The sequence below is a fragment of the Streptomyces sp. GL_141 genome, assembly GCF_057834385.1.
This window is the reverse complement of record NZ_CM174402.1, coordinates 3926668-3947362: the sequence shown is the minus strand read 5'-3', so window position 1 is coordinate 3947362 and position 20695 is coordinate 3926668. Positions and strand designations below refer to the sequence as shown.

Sequence of the window (20695 nt, the reverse complement as noted above, 5' to 3'; positions counted from 1 at the left end):
GCGGCAGCCGCTCAACTCGCCGCGGCGGCGGCCCGGCGGTAGCGGAGTTCGGGAACCGGGGAGCCGTCCGCGTACTCGACGAGTTCGCCGCCGTCGGGGCCGAAGCCGGCGCGCTCGTAGAACCGGCGTGCCCGGTCGTTGCCTTCGACCACCCACAGCCGCACCGCGGGGTAGGGCGCCCGGCGCAGCACCTCGGTCAGCAGGGCGCGGCCGACGCCGGTGCCGATGACGTCGGGCCGCGCGTACAGGGCGTACAGCTCGCCCTCGTCCGGCGCGGTGCCCTCGGGATCCGTGGTCGTGGCGGGGCCGTAGGCGGCCCACCCGAGGACCTGCCCGTCGGGGCCCTCGGCCACGAGGTTGGTCACGACGCTCGCCGGATCGGCGAAGGCCGCGCGCCGCTGCTCGGCCTGCGCGGTGACGCTCATCCCGTCCAGGTAGGACTGCGGCATCAGCCCGGCGTAGGCGTAGCGCCACGCGCTGGTGCGCACGGCGGCGACGGCGTCGATGTCGGGCTCGGTCATCTCGCGTACGCGAAGGCGGGTGTCACCCGCGGTGGTGGCGTCCATGCGGGGGAGTGTGCCAGCACGTGTCGGCACCCAGCACCGGGATTTCAGGGCCGTCCGGAGCGAGCGCGGACCGGCCGAAAGGACGAGGCGGGACCAGGGTCCTGCCGGTCATTCTTCAAGGGGGCCTAAAGACCCCGAACCGGACGCACCCCGAACCGGACGCACCCCGCACCCCGCACCCGCCCCGCACCCCGCGAAGGAGCACCATGTCCGCCGCCCTCCCCGCCCTGAAGTCCCTCGCCCGGCGCGTCGTGCGCGGCCTGAACCGCCCCGCGGTCGCGGTGCTCCTGGAGTCGGAGAACCTCCTCGTGCACACCCCCGGCCCCGGTGTGGTCTGGCCCCGGGGCAGCAGGCAGGCCGTCGCCTGGTACGTGGTGGGCCCGGCCGGCGACGTGGTGGACGTCGAGCTGGTCACGATGGACGGCGCCCGGTCCCGCACGGAAGCCGTCCTCGCGACCGGCATCGCGACCCACCACACCGGCGTCACCGTGACGGTCCCCGACCTCGCCCCGGGCCGCTACCTCGTCCTGGTCACCTCCACCACGGGCACCCTCGATGCCTACGGCCGGCCGGTCACCGTCACCGCTTGAGGTCCCGCAGGGCCGTGTTCAGCTCCAGGACGTTGACGCGCGGCTCGCCCATGAAGCCGAGGGTGCGGCCCTCGGTGTGGGCCTTCACCAGCTTCGCCACCTCCTCGACCGGGAGGCCGTTGCGCTGCGCGACACGGGCCGTCTGGATCTCCGCGTAGGCCGGGGAGATGTCCGGGTCCAGGCCGGAGCCCGAGGAGGTCACCGCGTCCGCCGGGATCTGGGCCAGGCGCGGGGCGTAGCCCGGGACGGTGTTGTCGAGCAGGACCTTGGCCTTGGCCTCCTGCACCGACTTCAGCAGCTCCGGGCTGTCCGCCGCCTTGTTGGTGGCGCCGGAGACCAGCAGGTCGTACTGGGTGTTGACGGTGTTCTTGGCGAGTCCGGCCGCCGGGCGGCCCTGGAACCAGCGCAGGTCGTCCCCGTACGACTGGCCGATCAGGGAGGAGCCGACGACCTTGCCGCTCGCGTCCTCGATCTCGGAGCCGTTGGCCTTGCGGCCGAAGGCGGCCTGGGCGATGCCGGTGATCGCGAGCGGGTAGAGGACCCCGCACAGCACGGTGAGGACGAGGAGGGCGCGCAGCCCGGCGCCGAGCAGGCGGGCGGTGTTGCCTACGGAGTTGTTCATGAGGTCACTACGTTCCTAAGTGAGCGGAGCCCTAAGTCAGCAGAGCCGGTTCAGCGCAGGCCGGGGATGAGGGAGACGACCATGTCGATGAGCTTGATGCCGATGAACGGGGCGACCAGGCCGCCGAGTCCGTAGAGGGTGAGGTTGCGGCGGAGCATCTTGTCGGCGCTGGTGGGCCGGTACTGGACGCCCTTCAGGGCGAGCGGGACCAGGGCGATGATGACCAGCGCGTTGAAGATGACGGCGGACAGGATCGCGGAGTCGGGGGAGTGCAGGCCCATGATGTTGAGCTTGTCCAGGCCCGGGTAGACCGCCGCGAACATGGCGGGGATGATCGCGAAGTACTTGGCGACGTCGTTGGCGATGGAGAAGGTGGTCAGGGCGCCGCGGGTGATCAGCAACTGCTTGCCGATCTCCACGATTTCGATGAGCTTGGTGGGGTTGGAGTCGAGGTCCACCATGTTCCCGGCCTCTTTGGCGGCCGAGGTTCCGGTGTTCATCGCGACGCCGACGTCGGCCTGGGCGAGGGCCGGGGCGTCGTTGGTGCCGTCGCCGGTCATGGCGACGAGCTTTCCGCCGGCCTGTTCCCGCTTGATGAGGGCCATCTTGTCCTCGGGGGTGGCCTCGGCGAGGAAGTCGTCGACGCCCGCCTCCTCGGCGATGGCCTTGGCGGTCAGCGGGTTGTCGCCGGTGATCATGATGGTCTTGATGCCCATGCGCCGCAGCTCGTCGAAGCGTTCGCGCATGCCCTCCTTGACCACGTCCTTGAGGTGGATGACACCGAGGACCCGGGCGCCCTTCTCGTCCTCCAGCGCGACGAGCAGCGGGGTGCCGCCGGCGCCGGAGATCTCGTCCACCTTGGCCCGCGCGTCCGGGGCGACCGTACCGCCCTGTTCGCCGACCCAGGCGATGATCGAACCGGCCGCGCCCTTGCGGACCTTGCGGCCGTCCACGTCGACGCCCGACATGCGGGTCTGCGCGGTGAAGGGGATCCATTCGGCGCCCACCAGTTCGCCCTGGTGGCGTTCGCGCAGGCCGTACTTCTCCTTCGCGAGGACCACGATCGAGCGGCCCTCGGGGGTCTCGTCGGCCAGCGAGGAGAGCTGTGCGGCGTCGGCCAGTTCGGCGGCGATGGCGCCGGTGACGGGGACGAACTCGGAGGCCTGGCGGTTGCCGAGGGTGATGGTGCCGGTCTTGTCGAGCAGCAGGGTGGAGACGTCGCCGGCGGCCTCGACCGCGCGCCCCGACATGGCCAGGACGTTGCGCTGGACCAGGCGGTCCATGCCCGCGATGCCGATGGCGGAGAGCAGGGCGCCGATGGTGGTCGGGATGAGGCAGACCAGCAGTGCGGTCAGCACGATCATCGACTGCTTGGCGTGCGCGTACATCGCGAAGGGCTGGAGGGTGACGACGGCGAGCAGGAAGACGATGGTGAGCGAGGCGAGCAGGATGTTGAGCGCGATCTCGTTGGGCGTCTTCTGCCGGGCCGCGCCCTCGACCAGGTTGATCATGCGGTCGATGAAGGTCTCGCCGGGCTTCGTCGTGATCTTGATGACGATCCGGTCGGAGAGCACCTTGGTGCCGCCGGTCACGGCGGAGCGGTCGCCGCCGGACTCCCGGATGACCGGGGCCGATTCGCCGGTGATGGCGGACTCGTCGACCGAGGCCACGCCTTCGACGACGTCACCGTCGCCGGGGATGATGTCGCCGGCCTCGCAGACCACGAGGTCGCCGATGCGCAGGTCCGTGCCCGGCACCTGCTCCTCGACGGCGCCGTTCAGGCGGCGCGCGACGGTGTCGGTCTTGGCCTTGCGCAGGGTGTCGGCCTGGGCCTTCCCGCGGCCCTCGGCCACCGCTTCGGCGAGGTTGGCGAAGATCGTGGTCAGCCACAGCCAGACGGTGATCGCCCAGCCGAAGAGGTTGCCCGGGTCGGAGATCGCCAGCGCGGTGGTCAGTACGGAGCCGATCAGCACCACGAACATGACCGGCGACTTGACCATCACCCGGGGGTCGAGCTTCTTCACCGCGTCCGGGAAGGACTTCAGCAGCTGCTTCGGGTCGAAGATGCCGCCGCCGATCTTGGCCTTCTCGGGCTTGTGACCGCTGGGCAGGTCCCCGTGCGGGGCGCGGGTGGGGGTGACGGTGCTCATGAGGCGAGCCCTTCGGCGAGCGGGCCCAGCGCCAGGGCCGGGAAGTAGGTGAGGCCCGTGACGATGATGATCGTGCCGACGAGCAGGAAGGTGAACAGCGGCTTCTCGGTGCGCAGGGTGCCCGCGGTGGCCGGGACCGGCTGCTGTTCGGCGAGCGAGCCGGCCAGGGCCAGGACGAAGACCATCGGCAGGAAGCGGCCGAGCAGCATGGCCAGACCGGTGGTCGTGTTGAACCACTGGGTGTTGGCGTTCAGGCCCGCGAAGGCCGAGCCGTTGTTGTTGCCGGCCGAGGTGTAGGCGTAGAGGACTTCGGAGAAGCCGTGCGCGCCGCCGTTGGACATCGAGTGTCCGGGGGTGGGCAGGGCCATCGCCAGGGCGGTGAAGCCGAGCACCACGGCCGGGGTGATGAGGATGTAGCAGGCCGCGAACTTGATCTGGCGGGTGCCGATCTTCTTGCCCAGGTACTCGGGGGTGCGGCCGACCATCAGGCCGGCGATGAACACCGCGATGATCGCCATGATCAGCATGCCGTAGAGCCCGGAGCCGACGCCGCCGGGCGCGATCTCGCCGAGCTGCATGCCCAGCAGCTGGATGCCGCCGCCGAGGCCGGTGTAGGAGGAGTGGAAGGAGTTGACGGAGCCGGTCGAGGTGAGCGTGGTCGCGACCGAGAAGATCGCGGAGGCGCCGATCCCGAAGCGGGCCTCCTTGCCCTCCATCGCACCGCCCGCGGCCTGGAGCGCCGGGCCGTGGTGGCCGAACTCCGTCCACATCATCAGGGCGGTGAAGCCGAGCCAGATGGTGACCATCGTGGCGAGGATCGCGTAGCCCTGGCGGACCGAGCCGATCATGCGCCCGAAGGTGCGGGTGAGGGAGAAGGGGATGAGGAGGATCAGGAAGATCTCGAAGAGGTTCGAGAAGGGGGTCGGGTTCTCGAAGGGGTGGGCGGAGTTGGCGTTGAAGTAGCCGCCGCCGTTCGTTCCGAGTTCCTTGATGGCCTCCTGCGAGGCGACCGCCCCGCCGTTCCACTGCTGCGAACCGCCCATGAACTGCCCGACCTCGTGGATGCCGGAGAAGTTCTGGATGACCCCGCAGGCCACCAGCACGACCGCGGCGATCGCCGCCAGCGGGAGCAGGATGCGGACGGTGCCGCGCACCAGGTCGGACCAGAAGTTGCCGAGTTCGCCGGTGCGGGAGCGCGCGAAGCCCCGTACGAGGGCCACCGCCACGGCCATGCCCACGGCGGCGGAGAGGAAGTTCTGCACCGCGAGGCCGCCGGTCTGCACGAGCGGGCCCATGGCCTGCTCACCGGCGTACGACTGCCAGTTCGTGTTCGACACGAAGGAGGCGGCGGTGTTGAAGGCCTGGTCCGGCTTGATGGAGACGAAGCCGAGCGAGCCGGGCAGGTGGCCCTGCAGGCGCTGGAGCAGGTAGAGGAAGAGGACGCTCACCGCGGAGAAGGCGAGGACCGAGCGCAGGTACGCCGGCCAGCGCATCTCGGCGTTCGGATTGGCGCCGACCGCCTTGTAGATCCACTTCTCGGGGGCGTAGTGCTTCTTCGAGGAGTAGACGCGGGCCATGTAATCGCCCAGGGGGCGATAGGCGAGGGCCAGGGCCGCGACGAGCGCGAGCAGCTGGAGCACCCCGGCGAGGACGGGACTCATCGGCGCTAGAACCTCTCCGGGAAGACGAGGTAACCCAACAGCGCGACGGCGACCAGCAGGCCGACAACGTTTTCGGCGTTCACAGCTTGGCCACCCCCTTGGCGACGAGGACCACCAGCGCGAAGACCGCGATCGTGGTGACGACGAAGGCCAGATCGGCCATCGTGAGCTCCCGGAGGGTTCGAGGGCGGGCGTTTTTCGGACACCTCTGAGTGGAACGCCTTTTCGGGTCCTCACAGGCTTCCTTGACGGGGCCCATACGCCCGCTGGCGCGGCCTTGACGGGTCCCTAACGCGGGTGGACGTGACGTTCGCCCAGAGTAAGTGGATGTGTGTTGATATGCCTGGTGTGTGGCGATATCGCCGCTAGGGGTGGGTGGCTGCATTCCGTATATTGGAAATTCTTTTCCGGGATGCGGTATTCGCGTTATGCTCCGGGCGTCCGCACGCGGAAAGCCGGCCCTGCCAGGAGGAAATGCCATGCCCGAGAGTCGTGTCGCCCTGATCACCGGGTCCTCCTCCGGCATCGGCGCCGGCATCGCCCGCAGGCTGGCCGCGGCCGGCATCCGCGTGGTCCTGAATTCGGCGCGCAGCGAGAGCGCGGGCAAGGCGCTCGCCGCCGAACTGCCCAACGCGGTCTACGTGCGGGGCGACGTCGCGGACGCCGACGACGCACGGCGGATCGTCAAGGCGGCGATCGACGCGTACGGACGGCTCGACATCCTGGTCAACAACGCGGGCATCACCCGGTTCATCCCCCTGGACGACCTGGAAGCGGCCGACGCCGACGCCTGGCGCGAGATCTTCGAGGTCAACGTCATCGGCACCTGGCAGATGATCGCCGCCGCCACCCCCCACCTCCGGGGCTCCGGCGCGGGCGCGATCATCAACATCTCCTCGGTCTCCGCGACCCGCGCGCTGGGCAGCTCCATCCCCTACGCCGTCAGCAAGTCGGCGGTCAACCACATGACCCGGCTGCTGGCCTCCCAGCTCGGACCCGCCGTCCGGGTGAACGCGATCGCGCCCGGCCTGATCGACACCCCCTGGTACGAGGGCGAGGACCAGGTGTGGGAGGGCTCGCGGGAGTGGATCACGCAGAACACCCCGCTGCGCCGCGTGGGCACCCCCGAGGACGTGGCCGAGGCCGCGCTCTACCTGGTCGACGCCGCCTACACGACCGGCGACGTGCTCACCGTCGACGGCGGCCGGCACGTCGTCTGAGGCCGCCCCGGCCCCGCCCCGGCACCGCACCCGCGCCATCCCCACCGGATTCCACATCGTGGACAACTACCCTCGGAATATGAACGCAGAAGCCGACGCACGCGACGCCGCCGCACTGGCCACCTCCGCCAAGGCCACGGTGAAGGACAACGACCGCAGTCACGTCTTCCACTCCTGGTCGGCCCAAGAGCTCATCGACCCGCTCGCCGTGGCCGGCGCCGAGGGTTCCTACTTCTGGGACTACGACGGCAACCGCTTCCTCGACTTCTCCAGCGCCCTCGTCTACACGAACATCGGCTACCAGCACCCGAAGGTGGCCGCGGCCATCGCCGAGCAGGCCGGCAAGCTCTGCACCGTCGCGCCCGGCTTCGCCGTCGACGTGCGCTCCGAGGCCGCCCGGCTGATCGCCGAGCGCACCCCGGGCGACCTCGACAAGATCTTCTTCACCAACGCGGGCGCCGAGGCCGTCGAGAACGCCGTCCGCATGGCCCGCGTGCACACCGGCCGCCCCAAGGTGCTGTCCGCGTACCGCTCGTACCACGGCGCCACCTCCACCGCGATCAACCTCACCGGGGACGCGCGCCGCTTCGGCAACGACACCGCCACCGCGGGCGTCGTGCACTTCTGGGGCCCCTTCGCCTACCGCTCGCCCTTCTACGCGGCCACCCCCGCCGAGGAGTGCGAGCGCGCGCTGCGCCACCTGGAAGACACCATCGTCTTCGAGGGCCCGCAGTCCATCGCCGCGATCATCCTGGAGACCGTCGGCGGCGCTCCCGGCGTGCTCGTGCACCCCGACGGCTACCTGGCCGGGGTCCGCGCGCTCTGCGACCGCTTCGGCATCGTCTTCATCCTCGACGAGATCATGGTCGGCTTCGGCCGTACGGGTAAGTGGTTCGCCTCCGAGCACTGGGACGTCACCCCCGACCTCATCTGCTTCGCCAAGGGCGTGACCAGCGGATACATCCCCCTCGGCGGGGTCGCCATCTCGGCCGCCATCGCCGAGACCTTCGCCCGCCGGCCCTACCCGGGCGGGCTGACGTACTCCGGGCACGTGCTGGCCTGCGCCGCCGCCGTCGCGACGATCAACGTCATGGAGGAGGAGGGCATCGTCGAGCAGTCCGCCCGCACCGGCGCGGAGCTGCTCGGACCGGGCCTCGCCGCCCTCGCGGAGCGCCACCCGTCCGTCGGGGAGGTGCGGGGTCTCGGCACCTTCTGGGCCCTGGAACTCGTACGGAACAAGGAGACGCGCGAGCCGCTGGTCCCGTACAACGCCGCCGGGGCCGACAACGCGCCGATGGCCGAGTTCGGGGCGGCCCTGAAGAAGGCCGGCCTGTGGCCGCTGCTCGCCGGGAACCGCATCCACGTCGCGCCGCCCTGCAACGTGTCCGCCGAGGATGTGGAGAAGGGGCTGCGGATCATCGACGAGGCCCTGACGGTGGCCGACGCGCACACGGTCTGACCTGGGCAGATCGTGCGGATACCCAAGCCGTGGGTGCCTGTTCTCGGAGGATTCGCTCCCTTACGAACGACATGTGAACGTGCTGGAATCAACAGGCACCTACGGACCGGGATGCACGTCAGTCCCGGGGCGGTCCACGCGAGGAATCGGCGTGACCGAACGGCGGGGGGCGGCGCTGCGCGTCCGCCGGACGCCGGGCGTACGGGATCCAGACGACCGGACTCCGTGTTCCCGAGTACCCGAAGGAAGACAGCGCATGAGCAAGCACATCCTCGCCCAGAACCAGTACGGCAAGGCCGAGAACCGCATCGTCAAGGTCACCCGCAAGGGCAGCGACGGTTCCTGGCACGAGATCCGCGACCTCAACGTCTCCGTCGCGCTTCGCGGTGAGTTCCGCGATGTCCACCTCACCGGTGACAACGCCAACTGCCTGCCCACCGACACCACCAAGAACACGGTGTACGCCTTCTCCAAGGAGCACGGCGTCGCCTCCCCCGAGGCCTTCGGCATCCTGCTCGCCAAGCACTTCGTCTCCTCCCAGGCCCCGATCCGCGAGGCGCAGATCCGCGTCGAGGAGTACGCCTGGGAGCGGATCCCGGTCCCGACGCGCAAGGAGCAGCACTCGTTCGCCCTCAAGGGCACCGAGGTGCGCACCGCGCAGATCACGTACAGCGAGACCACCGGTCTCCAGGTGATCTCGGGTCTGAAGGACCTGACCGTGATGAACTCGACCAACTCCGAGTTCCACGGCTTCATCAAGGACAAGTACACGACGCTGCAGGAGGCGTACGACCGCATCCTGGCGACCAAGGTCACCGCGCGCTGGGCGCACTCGGCGCTCGCCGCCGACGACGCCGAGTACGACTGGGACCAGTCGTACAAGAAGGTCCGCAAGAACATGCTGGAAGCCTTCGCGGAGACCTACTCGTACTCCCTGCAGCAGACCCTGAACCAGATGGCCGAGCGCGTGCTCGACAACTGCCCCAAGGTCAACGAGGTGCGCCTCAACCTCCCCAACAAGCACCACTTCCTCGTCGACCTGGAGCCCTTCGGCCTCAAGAACGACAACGAGGTCTACTTCGCGGCCGACCGCATGTACGGCCTCATCGAGGGCACCGTGCACCGCGACGGCGTGCAGCCGGTGATCGCGACGAGCGACTGGATCGTGGCGTAACGCCCGCTCCGCACCCACGGCAGTTCGGCCCGGACCGCGTCGCGGGGTCCGGGCCGCTGCGCGTCCTAGGGTTCCTCGGCCCGCTCCTGCGGCTGCCCCACGAGCAGGTTCCAGCGCCCGGAGCGCCCCGTCAGCGTCGTCACCGACCCCGGCCGTACGTCGAGCCGCCAGAAGGCCGCCGCGGGCAGCTCCAGGGCCCACACCACGGCCGCCCGTACGACGCCCTGCCCGGCCACCGCCCGGTGCGTCCCCGGCTCCAGCGCGCCCAGGTGGACGCCGACCCGCGCGATCAGCGCCTCCACCGACTCCCCGCCGCCCGGGGGCGCGTACGAGGTGTCGGTCATCCACCGGCGCAGCCCGCCGGGATCCTCGCCGGCCACGTCGTCCATGCTCCGCCCGGCCCAGGCCCCGTGGTCCTGGCCGCGCAGTCCTTCGTGTCCCGGGCACGGATCCCCGTACGGGAAGCGGTGCAGCCGCCCCGCCTCGTCCAAGGGGGGGCTCACGAGCCGGACGCGTACGAGGGTGGGGTGCACCGTCCGATTCTCCCGGGGTTTCGCGTCGCGTTCAACCGCCGGCCACCTGTCCAGCGCGGACATGACAACCACCCCGGCGAGCGTCTTCCCCTCAGGGCAAAACCCTTATGAAGGAAGAACATTGACCACACGTTCGGCCGCCCGCGCCTCCGCCCGCGCCTCCGCCCTCCTGCTCTGCACGGCCCTCGCCGTCTCCGTCGCGCTCCCGGCGGAAGCCTCCTCGATCGGCACCGTCCGGCCCAAGGCCGAGACCGCGCCGCTGTACGACGACGAGGCCGGCGGCGACGCCAACGCGGACGACCCGTCGATCTGGCGCAACGCCGCCGACCCGGGCCGCAGCCTGGTGATCGCGACCGCCAAGCAGGGCGGTCTGCGGGTCTACGACCTGGAGGCCCGGCAGGTGCAGTCACTGCCCGCCCCGGCCGGACCGGGCGCCGACGACGCTCCCGGCCGCTTCAACAACGTCGACCTGGTCAACGGCCTGCGGCTGGGCGGCCGGCGCGCCGATGTCGCGGTGGTCAGCGACCGGGGCAACGACCGCCTGCGGATCTACCGGATCGACCGGAACAGGCCCGGCGGCCCGCTCACCGACGTCACCGACCCGGCCGCGCGCCCGGTCTTCTCCGCCGACCAGGCCGAGATCAACGAGCAGAAGACCGCGTACGGCCTGGCCACGTGGACGGACCGGAAGACCGGCCGGTCCTACGCGGCGGTCAGCCAGCGCAACCGCACCCGGATCGCCCTGCTGGAGCTGGTCGCCACCCCCGCGGGCACCGTCGACTACCGCCAGGTGCGCACGCTCGACCTGCCGTCCTCCTTCCGCCTGCCGAACGGCGCCGCCTGGACGCCCTGCGCCGAACCGGGCGAACTGCCGCAGATCGAGGGCATGGTCGTCGACCCCGCGGACGGCACCCTGTACGCGGGGCAGGAGGACGTCGGCATCTGGCGCATCGACGCGGGCCTCACCGGCACGCCGAAGCTGATCGACAAGGTGCGCGAGTACGGCGTCCCCGGCACCTACGACGAGGAGACCGAGGAGTGCGCGCCCGGCGCCGATCCCGGCTACGGCGGCAAGCGCCTGAAGGCCGACGTCGAGGGCCTGACCCTGGTCACCGAAGCCGACGGCGACGGCTACCTGCTCGCCTCCAGCCAGGGCGACGACACCTTCGTCGCCTATGACCGCGAGCGCGAGGACCGCAACGAGTTCGAGGGCGCCTTCCGCATCACCGCGGCCTCCGCCACCCTCGACGGCTCCGAGGTCTGCGACGGCGCCGCCGCCCTCAACGCCCCCCTCGGCACGCGCTATCCCCGCGGCCTGCTCGTCGTCCAGGACGGCCGGGAAACCCCCGGCGACGGCGACCGCGAGGCGACCGGCTTCAAGTTCGTCGACCTCGGCGAGGTGGTCGACGCCATCGGCTGATGTCATCGGCCGGTGGCGGGACGACGGGTGAGACGGAGCCCTCCTGCAAGGACGCTGTAAGGCCGCGATAAAGAGCGGTACCGTAGCGGACGACAAGACGACGGTATGACGGAAGTCCGGTTGAGAATCCGGCACGGTCGCGCCACTGTGAATCCTCCCGGAGGGGGAGGGAAGTCAGACCCGCCACCGTCGTCGAAAGCACCACTGACCGGGACGCGTGTTCCCTCTGGAGGCTCCTGCCATGGCCAACTCCGCCGTGCCCACGACTGCCACCCCCCTGGCCGTCGCACCCATCTCCCTCACCGCTCTGGCCCCGTGGGCGCTGTTCGTCGGCGTCCTGATGCTGGTCCTGCTCTACCTCGTCGGCGCCGAGCAGGGCGCCACCGCGATCTTCGAAGGCGACACCGTGCACGAGTGGATGCACGACGGCCGCCACCTCCTCGGCTTCCCCTGCCACTGATCCACCGATCCGCAAGGGACCGAAAACTTCATGAACCCCATTTCCCCCCGCGTGCTCCTCGTCCGGGGCATGCTCGCCGGCCTGCTGGCCGGAGTCGCCGCCTTCCTCGTCGCGTACTTCCTCGGTGAATCCCAGGTCGACGCGGCGATCGCCATCGAGGAAGCCGGAGCCCACGAACACCACGGCGAGGCGGCCCCGGTCAGCCGGGCCCTCCAGGCCACGGCCGGGCTGGGCACCGGAACCCTGCTCTACGGGATCGCGCTCGGCGGCATCGCCGCGCTCGTCTACTGCTACGCCCTGGGCCGGATCGGCCGCTTCGGCCCCCGGGCCACGGCGCTGCTGGTCTCCGGCGGCCTGTTCGTCACCGTCAGCCTGGTGCCGTTCTTCAAGTACCCCGCCAACCCGCCGGCCGTCGGAGACCCCGAGACCACGGTCCAGCGGACCACCCTCTACGTCCTGATGCTCGCGCTCGGCCTGCTGCTCGCGGCGGCCGCGCTGATCCTGGGCCGGCGCCTCGCGCCGAGCCTGGGCAACTGGAACGCCTCGGTCGCCGCCTCGCTCGCCTTCGTGGTGGCCGTCGGCATCGCCTACGCGTTCCTGCCCGGCGTCAACGAGGTGCCGGCGGACTTCCCGGCGGCGCTCGTCTGGCAGTTCCGGCTCGCCTCGCTCGCCATCCAGGCTGCGATGTGGGGCACTTTCGGCCTGGCTTTCGGATTTCTTGCCGAACGGGCCCTTGTCCCCGCCGGAACTCCCAAGGAGGCTGTACAGCCTGCGAGTTGACGTCTTGCGTGCAAGTAACTGAAAGGCTGGTGACGGCGCGGTGACGACGGCGATCCGGGAGACGCGGGACCACCGAAGACCCAAAGACCGCCGGGAGGGGCCGCGCCGCCCGCACCTGCCCCAGCTGCCGAACCGGCAGCAGTGGCGGGACGTGCGGGAGTGGCGGGGCTGGACGGGCGCCGCCCCGTTCTGGCTGAACGCGGTGATCCTGCTGCTGACGCCCTTCACCGCCGTCACCCTGCTCGCGCAGGTCGGCATCATCGCGGGCCTGACCGCCATCGGCGGCCTGGCCCGCCACCTCTGGTCGGGCGACTACGGTCATGCGGCCATCCACTCCGCCGCCGTGCTGATGGGCGCGGCGACGGTGACGCTCGTGGTGGTCTGACGAGGGGCCGGCCGGGGGGCTAGCCCCCCGAACGACCTTCCCGGCTACCGGATGTGGCGGCCGAGGATGCTCAACCATCCTCGTTCCATGACCACTTACCGCGGCAAGACCGCACTCGTCGCCCTCTGTGCCACGGCCGTGGCGGCCACGCTGACCGCCACCGCCGGGGCCACGGCCACGGCTGCCACCCGCGCGGCCGCGCCCACCCTGGCCTGGGCGGCGTGCACCCACGAGGGCCGCCTCGACGGTCAGCAGTGCGCGAAGCTGTCCGTCCCCCTCGACTACGCCGACCCGGCCGGCCCCCAGGTCGACCTCGCCGTGTCCCGGCTGCCCAGCACCCGTCCCGCCGCCCGGCGCGGAACGCTGGCCGTGGTCCCCGGCGGGCCGGGCGGATCGGGCGTGCAGCGGCTCTCGCAGAAGGGGGCCGCGCTGGCGGGGCAGCTGGCCGGCGCGTACGACATCGTCGCCCTCGACCCGCGCGGCGTCGGCGGCAGCGTCACCGCCGCGTGCGGCCTGGACGCCGCCGACCGGCGGCTGACGACCCTGCGGTCCTGGCCCGGCGCCGACGGAGGGATCGCGGAGAACGCCGACCGCTCCCGCCGGGTGGCCGAGGCCTGCGCCGCGAACGGCGGCGCGGAGCTGCGCAGTTTCACCACCGCCAATCAGGCGCGCGACATGGACCGCTTCCGGGAGGCCCTCGGCGAGCGCAAGCTCTCGGTCTGGGCCGTCTCCTACGGGACCTACGTGACGGCGGTGTACGCGCGGAAGTTCCCGCGGCGCACCGACCGCCTGGTGCTGGACAGCAGCGGGGACCCCGACCCGGAGCGGGTCGCCCGCGGCTGGCTCGCGAACATGGCGCAGGGCGCCGACGACCGCTTCCCCGACTTCGCCGCCTGGGCGGCGGACCCGGCGCGGGCGGGGGAGGGGCTGCGGCTCGCCGAACACCCGGAGGGCGTACGCCCGTTGTTCCTGGCCCTCGCCGCGGAACTGGACCGTTCCCCGAAGCCCTCGACCGTACCCGGCCTGCCGCTGACGGGCACGATGCTGCGCCAGGCCCTGCAGACCGCCCTCTACGGCGACGCCCAGTTCCCCGCCTTCGCCCGTCTCGTCCGCCAGGCCCAGGACCCCGAGGCGGTACCGGAGCTGCCCAGGGAGCTCGCCGCGGTGCTGCCCGACTCCGACGCGGCGCTGATGGTGGGGGTCATCTGCAACGACGTGGCCTGGCCGAAGGACCTCGCCGGGTACGAGCGGGCGGTGGCCGCGGACCGGGCCGCACACCCCCTGACGGCCGGGATGCCGGCGAACATCACCCCGTGCGCGTTCTGGAAGGACGCCCCCGCCGAACGCCCCACCCGCATCGACGGCCGGGGCCCCTCGAACATCCTGATGGTCCAGAACCTCCGCGACCCGGCGACCCCGTACGCCGCCTCCCTGAAGATGCGCGAGGCCCTCGGCCCGCGCGCCCGGCTGCTCACCGTCGACCACGGCGGCCACGGGGTCTACCTCGGCAACGGCAACGCCTGCTCCGACCGCACGGTCACCGCGTACCTCACGACGGGGAAGCGTCCCGCGCGGGACGCGGTGTGCGCGTCCTGAAGATCCGGTCCAGGTGGTGGCGCAGCACCGCGACGGCCGATTCGGGGCCCCGCTGGCCGACCAGGATGCTGGTGCCCATGGCCGCCGCCATGGCGAGCAGGCTGATCGCCTCCGTGCGCGCGTCGACGTCCGGGTCGGCCAGGCCGGACTCCTGGGCCTGGCCGATCAGCCCGGCCACCGCGTTCTCGGCGGCGTCGGGGTTGTCGATGAAGGGCTGGGCGGCGAGGGCCTCGTCGGTCACGGACAGGATCGAGTAGGAGCTGTAGAGGAGGTGGAAGGTGCGGCTCTCCTCGTCGGTCGGCAGGGAGGCCAGCAGCAGTGCGTCGATCGTCGCGCGCGGGCCGGGGGCGGGGCCGGCGGCGGTGAGGCGGGAGCCCACCCGCGCGGTGAAGAGGTCGGTCAGGTGCTGGAGTCCGTAGAAGAGCAGCTTCTCCTTGGTCTGGAAGTAGTACTGGACCAGGCGCAGGGAGACCCCGGCCTCGGCGGCCACGTCGCGCATGCCGACCGCGTGCAGCCCGCGCCGTCCGGCGACGCGGATGAGTGCCTCGGCGATCTGGGTGCGCCGTTCCTCGTGGTCCACGCGTTTCGGCATGTCTGGTGTCTCCGCCCGTCGGTGTCCGTGGGTGATGAGCCCGCGGCTCGTTTTCATGGTACCGCCGTATCAACATCATGGTACGGTCGTATCACGAAGAACGGATCCCCGGTCCTCCAGGAGGTGCCCCCGTGCCCGACAACAAGCCCCGTGTGCGCCGCGACATCGGCCGCTACGTGAGCGACGAGCTGCGCGACCGCTACTTCGCCGCCTGCGACGCGATCTACGCGATGGGAGCGCCCGCCCGCTACGAGACGGACGTGGAGACGAGCTTCGGGACCACGCACGTCTACCGGTACGGCCCCACGAACCCGGCGGCGGAGTCCCGTACGCCCGTCGTCCTGATCCACGGCTCGGGCGGCTGCTCGGCCCAGTGGTACCCCAACACCGCCGCCCTCAGCGCCGACCGGCCCGTCTACGCGCTCGACACTCCCGGCGATCCGGGCCGCAGCGTCCAGCGCGAGCCGATGTGGCAGCCCGAGCGTGCGGCCCAGTGGATGGACGAGGCCCTCGACGCGCTGGGCCTGGACCGGGTCCACCTGGTCGGCTCCTCCTACGGCGGCTGGCTGGTCATCAACCAGGTGCACCTGCGCCCCGGCCGGCTCGCCTCGGTCACCGCCCTGGACCCCGGCGGCCTGGAGAAGGTGGGCCTGCGCTTCTTCGTGTGGATCTTCGCCAGCCTCTTCGCGACCTTCGCCCCCAAGGCGCTGCGCCCCCGCCTGGCGAAATGGCTGGAGCAGCCGGTCCTGGTCGTCCCCGAACTGCGGACGTGGATCCAGGCGGGCGTCCGGGCCTTCCGGATCCGCCGCCCCGCGCCGCTGCCGCTGTCGGACGCGGAACTGGGCACGATCCGCACGCCGTTCTACCTGATCATGGGCAAGCGGAGCCTGCTCGTGCACCCGAAGCGCCAGCTGGAGCGGGTGCCGCGGGTGATCCCGGGGGCCCGCGCCGAGATCGTCTCCGCGACCGGGCACGGCCCGCAGATCGACCACCCCGAGCTGGTCAACGCCCGGATGCTCAGCTTCATGGAGGACGTGGACTCCCTCGACCCGGCCGCGCACAAGGCCGCGTAGCAGGGTCGGGGTTCGGGGCTCGGCGCCGCTCAGCCCGGCCGGAAGCGGAGCCGGTACTCCGTCGGCGTGATGCCGAGCGTGCGGCGGAACGCCCGTACGAGGGTGTCGGCGGTGCCGAACCCGCAGGTGGAGGCGATCCGTTCGAGCGTGGCGTCGGTGGTTTCGAGCCGGCCCCGTGCCAGCTCCACCCGGGCCGACTCGACGTAGGCGGCCGGGGTCATGCCCAGCTCGGACTTGAAGATCCGGGCCAACTGCCGCTCGCTGACGTGCGCGTACGCGGCGATGTCGGCCAGGCTGAGCCGGTCGCCGAGGTGCCGCCCGATGAAATGGCGCAGGTCCTCGCCGCGCCGGGTCGCGGAGACGGGCTCCAGCGGGACGCTGAACTGGCTCTGCCCGCTCGGCCGCTTCAGGTACATCACGAGCTGCCGGGCCACGCGCAGGGCCACGCCCTCGCCGAAGTCCTCGGCCACCAGCGCGAGCGAGAGGTCCAGGCAGGCGCTGATCCCGGCGCCGGTCCACACCCCGCCCTCCCGGATGAAGATCGGGTCGGCGTCCACCTCGACCGCCGGGTGGTCGGCGGCGAGCTGGTCCGCGGTGGACCAGTGGGTGGTGGCCCGCTTGCCGTCGAGCAGCCCGGCCGCGGCCAGGAGGTGGGCCCCCACGCAGACGGACGCGACCCGGCGGGCGTGCGCGGCGAGCGTCCGGACCCAGTCGACGACCTCCGGGTCGGTGAGGGCACGGACCCGGCGCTCGGCGTCCAGCTCGACCGCGCCGGGCACCAGGAGCGTGTGGATGCTCCGCGCGGCGGCCTCGCCGAAGGTCAGGTCGGGCAGGATGCGCACCCCGGCCGAGGTGGTGACGGGATCGAGCGTCCGCGCGGCCAGGACCACCCGGTAGCCGGCCGCGTCCGGCGTCTCCCGCGGGACCAGGGAGAACACCTCCGGCGGCCCGGTGACGTCCAGCAGGTCGACGCCCTCGAAGAGCACGATCACGATCAGGCGCGCGACGGGCCCCAGGGGCGCGCACTCCGCGGAATCGAGGTCCATCCGGTGTCCACGGTTCTCCATGACGTCTCCGAGGGTGCTTCCCAGCCGGCGCTCACGAGTAGATGTGTACAACGCTAACGCGAGTCGTAAGCGATGATTACGAAACTTCGCGATGCCCTGTACCTGGAGGGGAATGGAACCCCGTCTCCCCAGGTGGGAGCTGTTAGCGCTGCTACCATCGATGCCATGTCAACGGCCCGAGAGCGCATCCTGGAAGCCACCGCGGAGCTGCTCGCCACCAAGGACGCCGCGGCGATCTCCACCCGGGCCATCTGCGACCGGGCCAAGGTCGGCATGCCCGAGATCTACCGCCAGTTCGGCGACAAGGAGGGGCTGCTCACCGCGGTGGCCGATCTCGGCTTCGAGCGGTTCCTCGCCAACAAGAGGCGCAATCCGCAGACCGACGACCCGGTGGCTGACCTGCGCACGGCCTGGGACAGCCACGTCGCCTTCGCCCTCGGCAACCCCCACCTGTACCGGCTGATGTTCACACCGGCCGGAGCGGCCAAGCCGCAGGCCATCGCGGAGGCGCAGGCCCTGCTCCTGACGGCCGTGGGCCGCTGCCGCGACGCCGGCCGGCTGCGGACGACCCCGGCGCTGGCCGGCCGGTCGATCCTCTCGGCGAACGTGGGCGTCTGCCTGATGGCGCTGTCCTTCCCCGAGCTGTACGGGGACCTGGACACCTCGCAGTCGGTCCGCGACGCGGTGATCGGGAAGGTCACCGGCGACGAGCGGGAGGACACGCGGATCGGCGCCGCGACCGTCCTCGCCCAGGCGCTGGTCGACACCCTCACGGGAGCCGCCCCGGCGTGACATCGTGGTCCCATGGTCATCGACATCCGCCCGGCTTCGGTCTTCGAGGACGTCCGCACCCTGATCGGCCCGAAGTCGCCCGGGGCCAACGTCTGCTGGTGCCTGAGCTACCGGATCCCGTCCACGCTCAACAACGAGCTCCGCGGACCGGCCCGCGGTGAGTACGTCGCCGGACTGTGCCGGGCCGGGACGCCTCCGGGCGTGCTCGCCTACGACGCCGGCGAGCCGGTCGGCTGGGCCGCCGTCGCGCCGCGCTCGGACACCTCCTTCGCCCGCAGCCGCAAGATCCCGTACGTCGACGACCTGCCGGTCTGGTCGCTGTGGTGCATCCGGGTGCGCCCCGGCCACCGCAAGAAGGGCGTCTCGCACGCCCTCATCGCCGGTGCGGTCGAGTTCGCCCGGTCCCACGGCGCACCGGCGATCGAGGCGTACCCGCTCGACAACGGCGGCGCCAAGGTCGACCTGACGATGGCGTACGCCGGGATCCGGAAGAACTTCGAACGCGCCGGGTTCACCCACGCCGCCGACACCACCTCGGTGCTGGCCGGCCATCCCCGGGTCCTGATGCGGCTCGACCTGCGCTGACGGCTGACCGCTGACGGCTGACGGCTGACCGCCGACCGCTGACCACCGCCCGCTGACCGCGGTCCTACGCCCGGCCGCCGAGGGTGAACCCGTCGACCAGCTCGACGAACTCGTCCTCCTTCTCGAAGAACGCGACGTGCCCGGCCTCGATCTCGGCGTACGCGCTGTGCGCGATCGCGGCGTGCAGTTCGCGGCTGTTCTCCACCGGGATGGTGATGTCCAGGGTGGCCCCGATGACGAGCGTCTCGGCCTCGATGAGCGGCAGCAGGCCGCGGATGTCGATGCGGGTGTCGAGGTCCACGTGGCGCAGGGTGCCGGGGGTGGGCGGCATGTTCGGGATCAGGAGCTCCACCTGCTCGCGCCCGATCGCGTTGAGGAAGCCCCGGCTGAAGCCGGTCATGGCCACGGAGCGGCCGAAAGCGGCCGGGTCGGAGGCGCCGAGCTGCTGCCACAGGGTGAAGAGGTTGCGCAGGTACTCGTCCCCCTCGGTGTGGGCCCAGCCGGCGACCAGGATCAGCCGGCGCACGAGGTCGGGGCGGAGCGCGGCGACGGCGGCGGAGACCGGTGCGCCCATGGAGAAGCCGAGCAGGTCCACCGGCCCGGTGCCCGCGTCCTCGATGACGGCGATGACCTGCGCGGCCAGCCCCTCCACGGTCAGCGGGCCCCCGTCGTCCGTGGTGCGGTCGCTGCCGGAGAGGTCGGGGGTGATCACCGTGTGGTCGCCGGTGAAACGGGGCAGGGTCTGCCCCCAGTTCACGGCGGAGCCGCCCGAGCCGGTGCCGTGGACGAGGACGAGCACGGGGCCCGTGCCGGTGCGGTCGTAGGAGACCTCGGCGTCGGCGACGCTCACGGTGGCGTTCACGGGGGTCTCGGTGCTCAGCGTCGTGGACATGGCTGCTCCTCCTGGTGCGTGGGGCGCCGGGGCGCTTCCCCTCCGGCTCCGCCCACACTGCCGCCGCGCGGCCGGCGGCGGGAGAGACCCCTCGAACCTGGGACCGCCGATCCCTGGATGGGCGGCGGGACGGGATGCGGGGGTACACCGCCGGTACACCGCGGGGTCGGGGTACGCCGTGCCGGACGGTCCGGCAGGATGATTCGTATGACGATCGACCGCCCCGAACTCGCCGATTTCCTCCGCCGTTCGCGCGAGCGCCTGCGCCCGCAGGACGTGGGCCTCACCGCCGGGCCCCGGCGGCGTACACCCGGGTTGCGGCGCGAGGAAGTGGCCCAGCTCGCGGGCATGTCGGCCGACTACTACATCCGGCTGGAGCAGGCCCGCGGCCCGCAGCCCTCACCGCAGATGCTGTCCGCCCTCGCCCGCGCCCTGCGGCTCGGCGACGACGAGCGCGACCACCTCCACCTGCTCGCCGGGCACCGCCCGCCCGCGGCGCGGGTCGCCGGCGACCGGGTCGGTGCGGGCCTGCTGCACCTGCTGGACCAGCTGCCCGGCACTCCGGCGCAGGTCCTCAGCGACCTGGGCGACGTACTGGCCCAGAACGAGATGGCCCGCGCCCTCCTGGGCGGCGTGTGCACGGTGTCCGAGCACGGCCGCAACGTCGTCTGGCGCTGGTTCGCCGACCCGGCCGCGCGCGACGCGTACCCGGCCGGGGAACACGAGCAGTACAGCCGGCTCCACGTCGCGGACCTGCGGGCGGCCGTCGCCCGGCGCTCCTCGGACCCGGCCGCCACCCGCTTGGTGGAGCGCCTGCGGGAGGCCAGCGAGGAGTTCACCGCCCTCTGGGAGCTGCACGAGGTCGCCGTCCGCCGGCACAGTCGCATGCGGGTGATCCACCCGGTCATCGGCCCCGTGGACCTCGACTGCCAGGTGCTCCTCGCCCCGGAGGGCGACCAGCGCCTCCTGCTCCTGACGCCCCCGCCCGGCACGGACACGGCCGACCGGCTGAACCTGCTGCGCGTCGTCGGCACCGAACAGTTCTCGCAGCCCGGCTGACGCGCCGCCCCCGTAAACC

Annotated in this window: 21 protein-coding genes; 13 read left to right on the top strand and 8 right to left on the bottom strand. The window is 71.7% G+C overall.

All coding sequences use genetic code 11. From position 1 onward, the window contains the following. Window positions 1-11 precede the first annotated feature (11 nt). Complete coding sequence (locus tag AC3IX6_RS17195; RefSeq protein WP_489370986.1) at window positions 12-566, bottom strand: GNAT family N-acetyltransferase; 555 nt, start codon at window positions 564-566, stop codon at window positions 12-14. 206 nt (window positions 567-772) lie between these two features. Between AC3IX6_RS17195 and AC3IX6_RS17190 the strand changes: the two genes are divergently transcribed. Beyond that, window positions 773-1156 (top strand): Ser-Thr-rich GPI-anchored membrane family protein, encoded by a 384-nt coding sequence (locus tag AC3IX6_RS17190; RefSeq protein WP_489370985.1) that lies wholly within the window; start codon window positions 773-775, stop codon window positions 1154-1156. Here the strand turns inward: AC3IX6_RS17190 and kdpC are convergent. Genes kdpC through kdpA form a run of 3 tightly spaced genes read right to left on the bottom strand, consistent with a single transcriptional unit; the run spans window position 1146 to window position 5589 of the window. Then, window positions 1146-1778, bottom strand: a complete 633-nt coding sequence (kdpC, locus tag AC3IX6_RS17185) for a potassium-transporting ATPase subunit KdpC (protein WP_489370983.1) — start codon at window positions 1776-1778, stop codon at window positions 1146-1148. The two genes, AC3IX6_RS17190 and kdpC, sit on opposite strands and share 11 nt — an antisense overlap. A gap of 50 nt (window positions 1779-1828) precedes the next feature. After that, window positions 1829-3928 (bottom strand): potassium-transporting ATPase subunit KdpB, encoded by a 2100-nt coding sequence (kdpB, locus tag AC3IX6_RS17180; protein ID WP_489370982.1) that lies wholly within the window; start codon window positions 3926-3928, stop codon window positions 1829-1831. Next, a complete protein-coding gene (gene kdpA, locus AC3IX6_RS17175; RefSeq protein ID WP_489370981.1) occupies window positions 3925-5589 on the bottom strand; it encodes a potassium-transporting ATPase subunit KdpA in 1665 nt (554 codons plus the stop codon). Before kdpA ends, kdpB begins: the two co-directional genes overlap by 4 nt. Before the next feature lie 479 nt (window positions 5590-6068). Here kdpA and AC3IX6_RS17170 point away from each other — a divergent pair, with 479 nt between their 5' ends. The 3 genes from AC3IX6_RS17170 to pucL all read left to right on the top strand — a co-directional run bounded on the left by AC3IX6_RS17170 (window position 6069) and on the right by pucL (window position 9442). Next, entirely contained in the window at window positions 6069-6809 is a 741-nt protein-coding gene (locus tag AC3IX6_RS17170; RefSeq protein WP_489370980.1) for an SDR family NAD(P)-dependent oxidoreductase, read from the top strand. A gap of 79 nt (window positions 6810-6888) precedes the next feature. Further along, the gene (locus tag AC3IX6_RS17165; protein ID WP_489370979.1) at window positions 6889-8268 is read left to right on the top strand and encodes an aspartate aminotransferase family protein; all 1380 of its coding nucleotides are present in this window, start codon (window positions 6889-6891) and stop codon (window positions 8266-8268) included. A 256-nt stretch (window positions 8269-8524) separates the two neighbouring features. Then, window positions 8525-9442: a factor-independent urate hydroxylase gene (gene pucL / locus AC3IX6_RS17160; protein WP_243330865.1), complete on the top strand. Its 918-nt coding sequence runs from the start codon at window positions 8525-8527 to the stop codon at window positions 9440-9442. 65 nt (window positions 9443-9507) lie between these two features. Here pucL and AC3IX6_RS17155 read toward each other — a convergent pair whose 3' ends face one another. Continuing rightward, complete coding sequence (locus AC3IX6_RS17155; protein ID WP_489370978.1) at window positions 9508-9975, bottom strand: histidine phosphatase family protein; 468 nt, start codon at window positions 9973-9975, stop codon at window positions 9508-9510. Between the two features lie 121 nt (window positions 9976-10096). Here AC3IX6_RS17155 and AC3IX6_RS17150 point away from each other — a divergent pair, with 121 nt between their 5' ends. The 5 genes from AC3IX6_RS17150 (at window position 10097) to AC3IX6_RS17130 (ending at window position 14616) form a co-directional block, all read left to right on the top strand. Beyond that, window positions 10097-11395 carry a phytase gene (locus AC3IX6_RS17150; protein WP_489370976.1) on the top strand — a complete coding sequence of 433 codons (1299 nt, stop codon included), beginning with the start codon at window positions 10097-10099 and terminating at the stop codon, window positions 11393-11395. A 241-nt stretch (window positions 11396-11636) separates the two neighbouring features. Further along, window positions 11637-11855 (top strand): CbtB domain-containing protein, encoded by a 219-nt coding sequence (locus tag AC3IX6_RS17145; RefSeq protein WP_399383405.1) that lies wholly within the window; start codon window positions 11637-11639, stop codon window positions 11853-11855. 30 nt (window positions 11856-11885) lie between these two features. Continuing rightward, a complete protein-coding gene (locus AC3IX6_RS17140; RefSeq protein WP_489370975.1) occupies window positions 11886-12635 on the top strand; it encodes a CbtA family protein in 750 nt (249 codons plus the stop codon). A 40-nt stretch (window positions 12636-12675) separates the two neighbouring features. Then, window positions 12676-13020, top strand: a complete 345-nt coding sequence (locus AC3IX6_RS17135; RefSeq protein WP_489370973.1) for a hypothetical protein — start codon at window positions 12676-12678, stop codon at window positions 13018-13020. A gap of 87 nt (window positions 13021-13107) precedes the next feature. Next, window positions 13108-14616 (top strand): alpha/beta hydrolase, encoded by a 1509-nt coding sequence (locus tag AC3IX6_RS17130; RefSeq protein WP_489370972.1) that lies wholly within the window; start codon window positions 13108-13110, stop codon window positions 14614-14616. On the opposite strand, the gene AC3IX6_RS17125 is transcribed toward AC3IX6_RS17130, so the two are convergent. Continuing rightward, window positions 14570-15208 carry a TetR/AcrR family transcriptional regulator gene (locus AC3IX6_RS17125; RefSeq protein WP_489370971.1) on the bottom strand — a complete coding sequence of 213 codons (639 nt, stop codon included), beginning with the start codon at window positions 15206-15208 and terminating at the stop codon, window positions 14570-14572. The genes AC3IX6_RS17130 and AC3IX6_RS17125 overlap by 47 nt on opposite strands. Window positions 15209-15339: 131 nt before the next feature. Between AC3IX6_RS17125 and AC3IX6_RS17120 the strand changes: the two genes are divergently transcribed. Further along, window positions 15340-16281, top strand: coding sequence for an alpha/beta fold hydrolase (locus AC3IX6_RS17120; RefSeq protein ID WP_489370969.1), 942 nt, complete (start codon window positions 15340-15342; stop codon window positions 16279-16281). Between the two features lie 29 nt (window positions 16282-16310). Here AC3IX6_RS17120 and AC3IX6_RS17115 read toward each other — a convergent pair whose 3' ends face one another. Next, on the bottom strand, window positions 16311-17297 hold the full coding sequence (locus AC3IX6_RS17115; RefSeq protein WP_489371477.1) for a GlxA family transcriptional regulator: 987 nt from the start codon (window positions 17295-17297) through the stop codon (window positions 16311-16313). 216 nt (window positions 17298-17513) lie between these two features. On the opposite strand from AC3IX6_RS17115, the gene AC3IX6_RS17110 reads away from it, so the two are divergent. Both AC3IX6_RS17110 and AC3IX6_RS17105 read left to right on the top strand, forming a co-directional pair. After that, on the top strand, window positions 17514-18140 hold the full coding sequence (locus AC3IX6_RS17110) for a TetR/AcrR family transcriptional regulator (protein WP_489370967.1): 627 nt from the start codon (window positions 17514-17516) through the stop codon (window positions 18138-18140). A gap of 12 nt (window positions 18141-18152) precedes the next feature. Further along, window positions 18153-18725: a GNAT family N-acetyltransferase gene (locus AC3IX6_RS17105; protein WP_489370966.1), complete on the top strand. Its 573-nt coding sequence runs from the start codon at window positions 18153-18155 to the stop codon at window positions 18723-18725. A 64-nt stretch (window positions 18726-18789) separates the two neighbouring features. On the opposite strand, the gene AC3IX6_RS17100 is transcribed toward AC3IX6_RS17105, so the two are convergent. Beyond that, window positions 18790-19617 (bottom strand): alpha/beta fold hydrolase, encoded by an 828-nt coding sequence (locus tag AC3IX6_RS17100; RefSeq protein WP_489370965.1) that lies wholly within the window; start codon window positions 19615-19617, stop codon window positions 18790-18792. 198 nt (window positions 19618-19815) lie between these two features. On the opposite strand from AC3IX6_RS17100, the gene AC3IX6_RS17095 reads away from it, so the two are divergent. Continuing rightward, a complete protein-coding gene (locus AC3IX6_RS17095; RefSeq protein WP_489370964.1) occupies window positions 19816-20676 on the top strand; it encodes a helix-turn-helix transcriptional regulator in 861 nt (286 codons plus the stop codon). Window positions 20677-20695 lie beyond the last annotated feature (19 nt).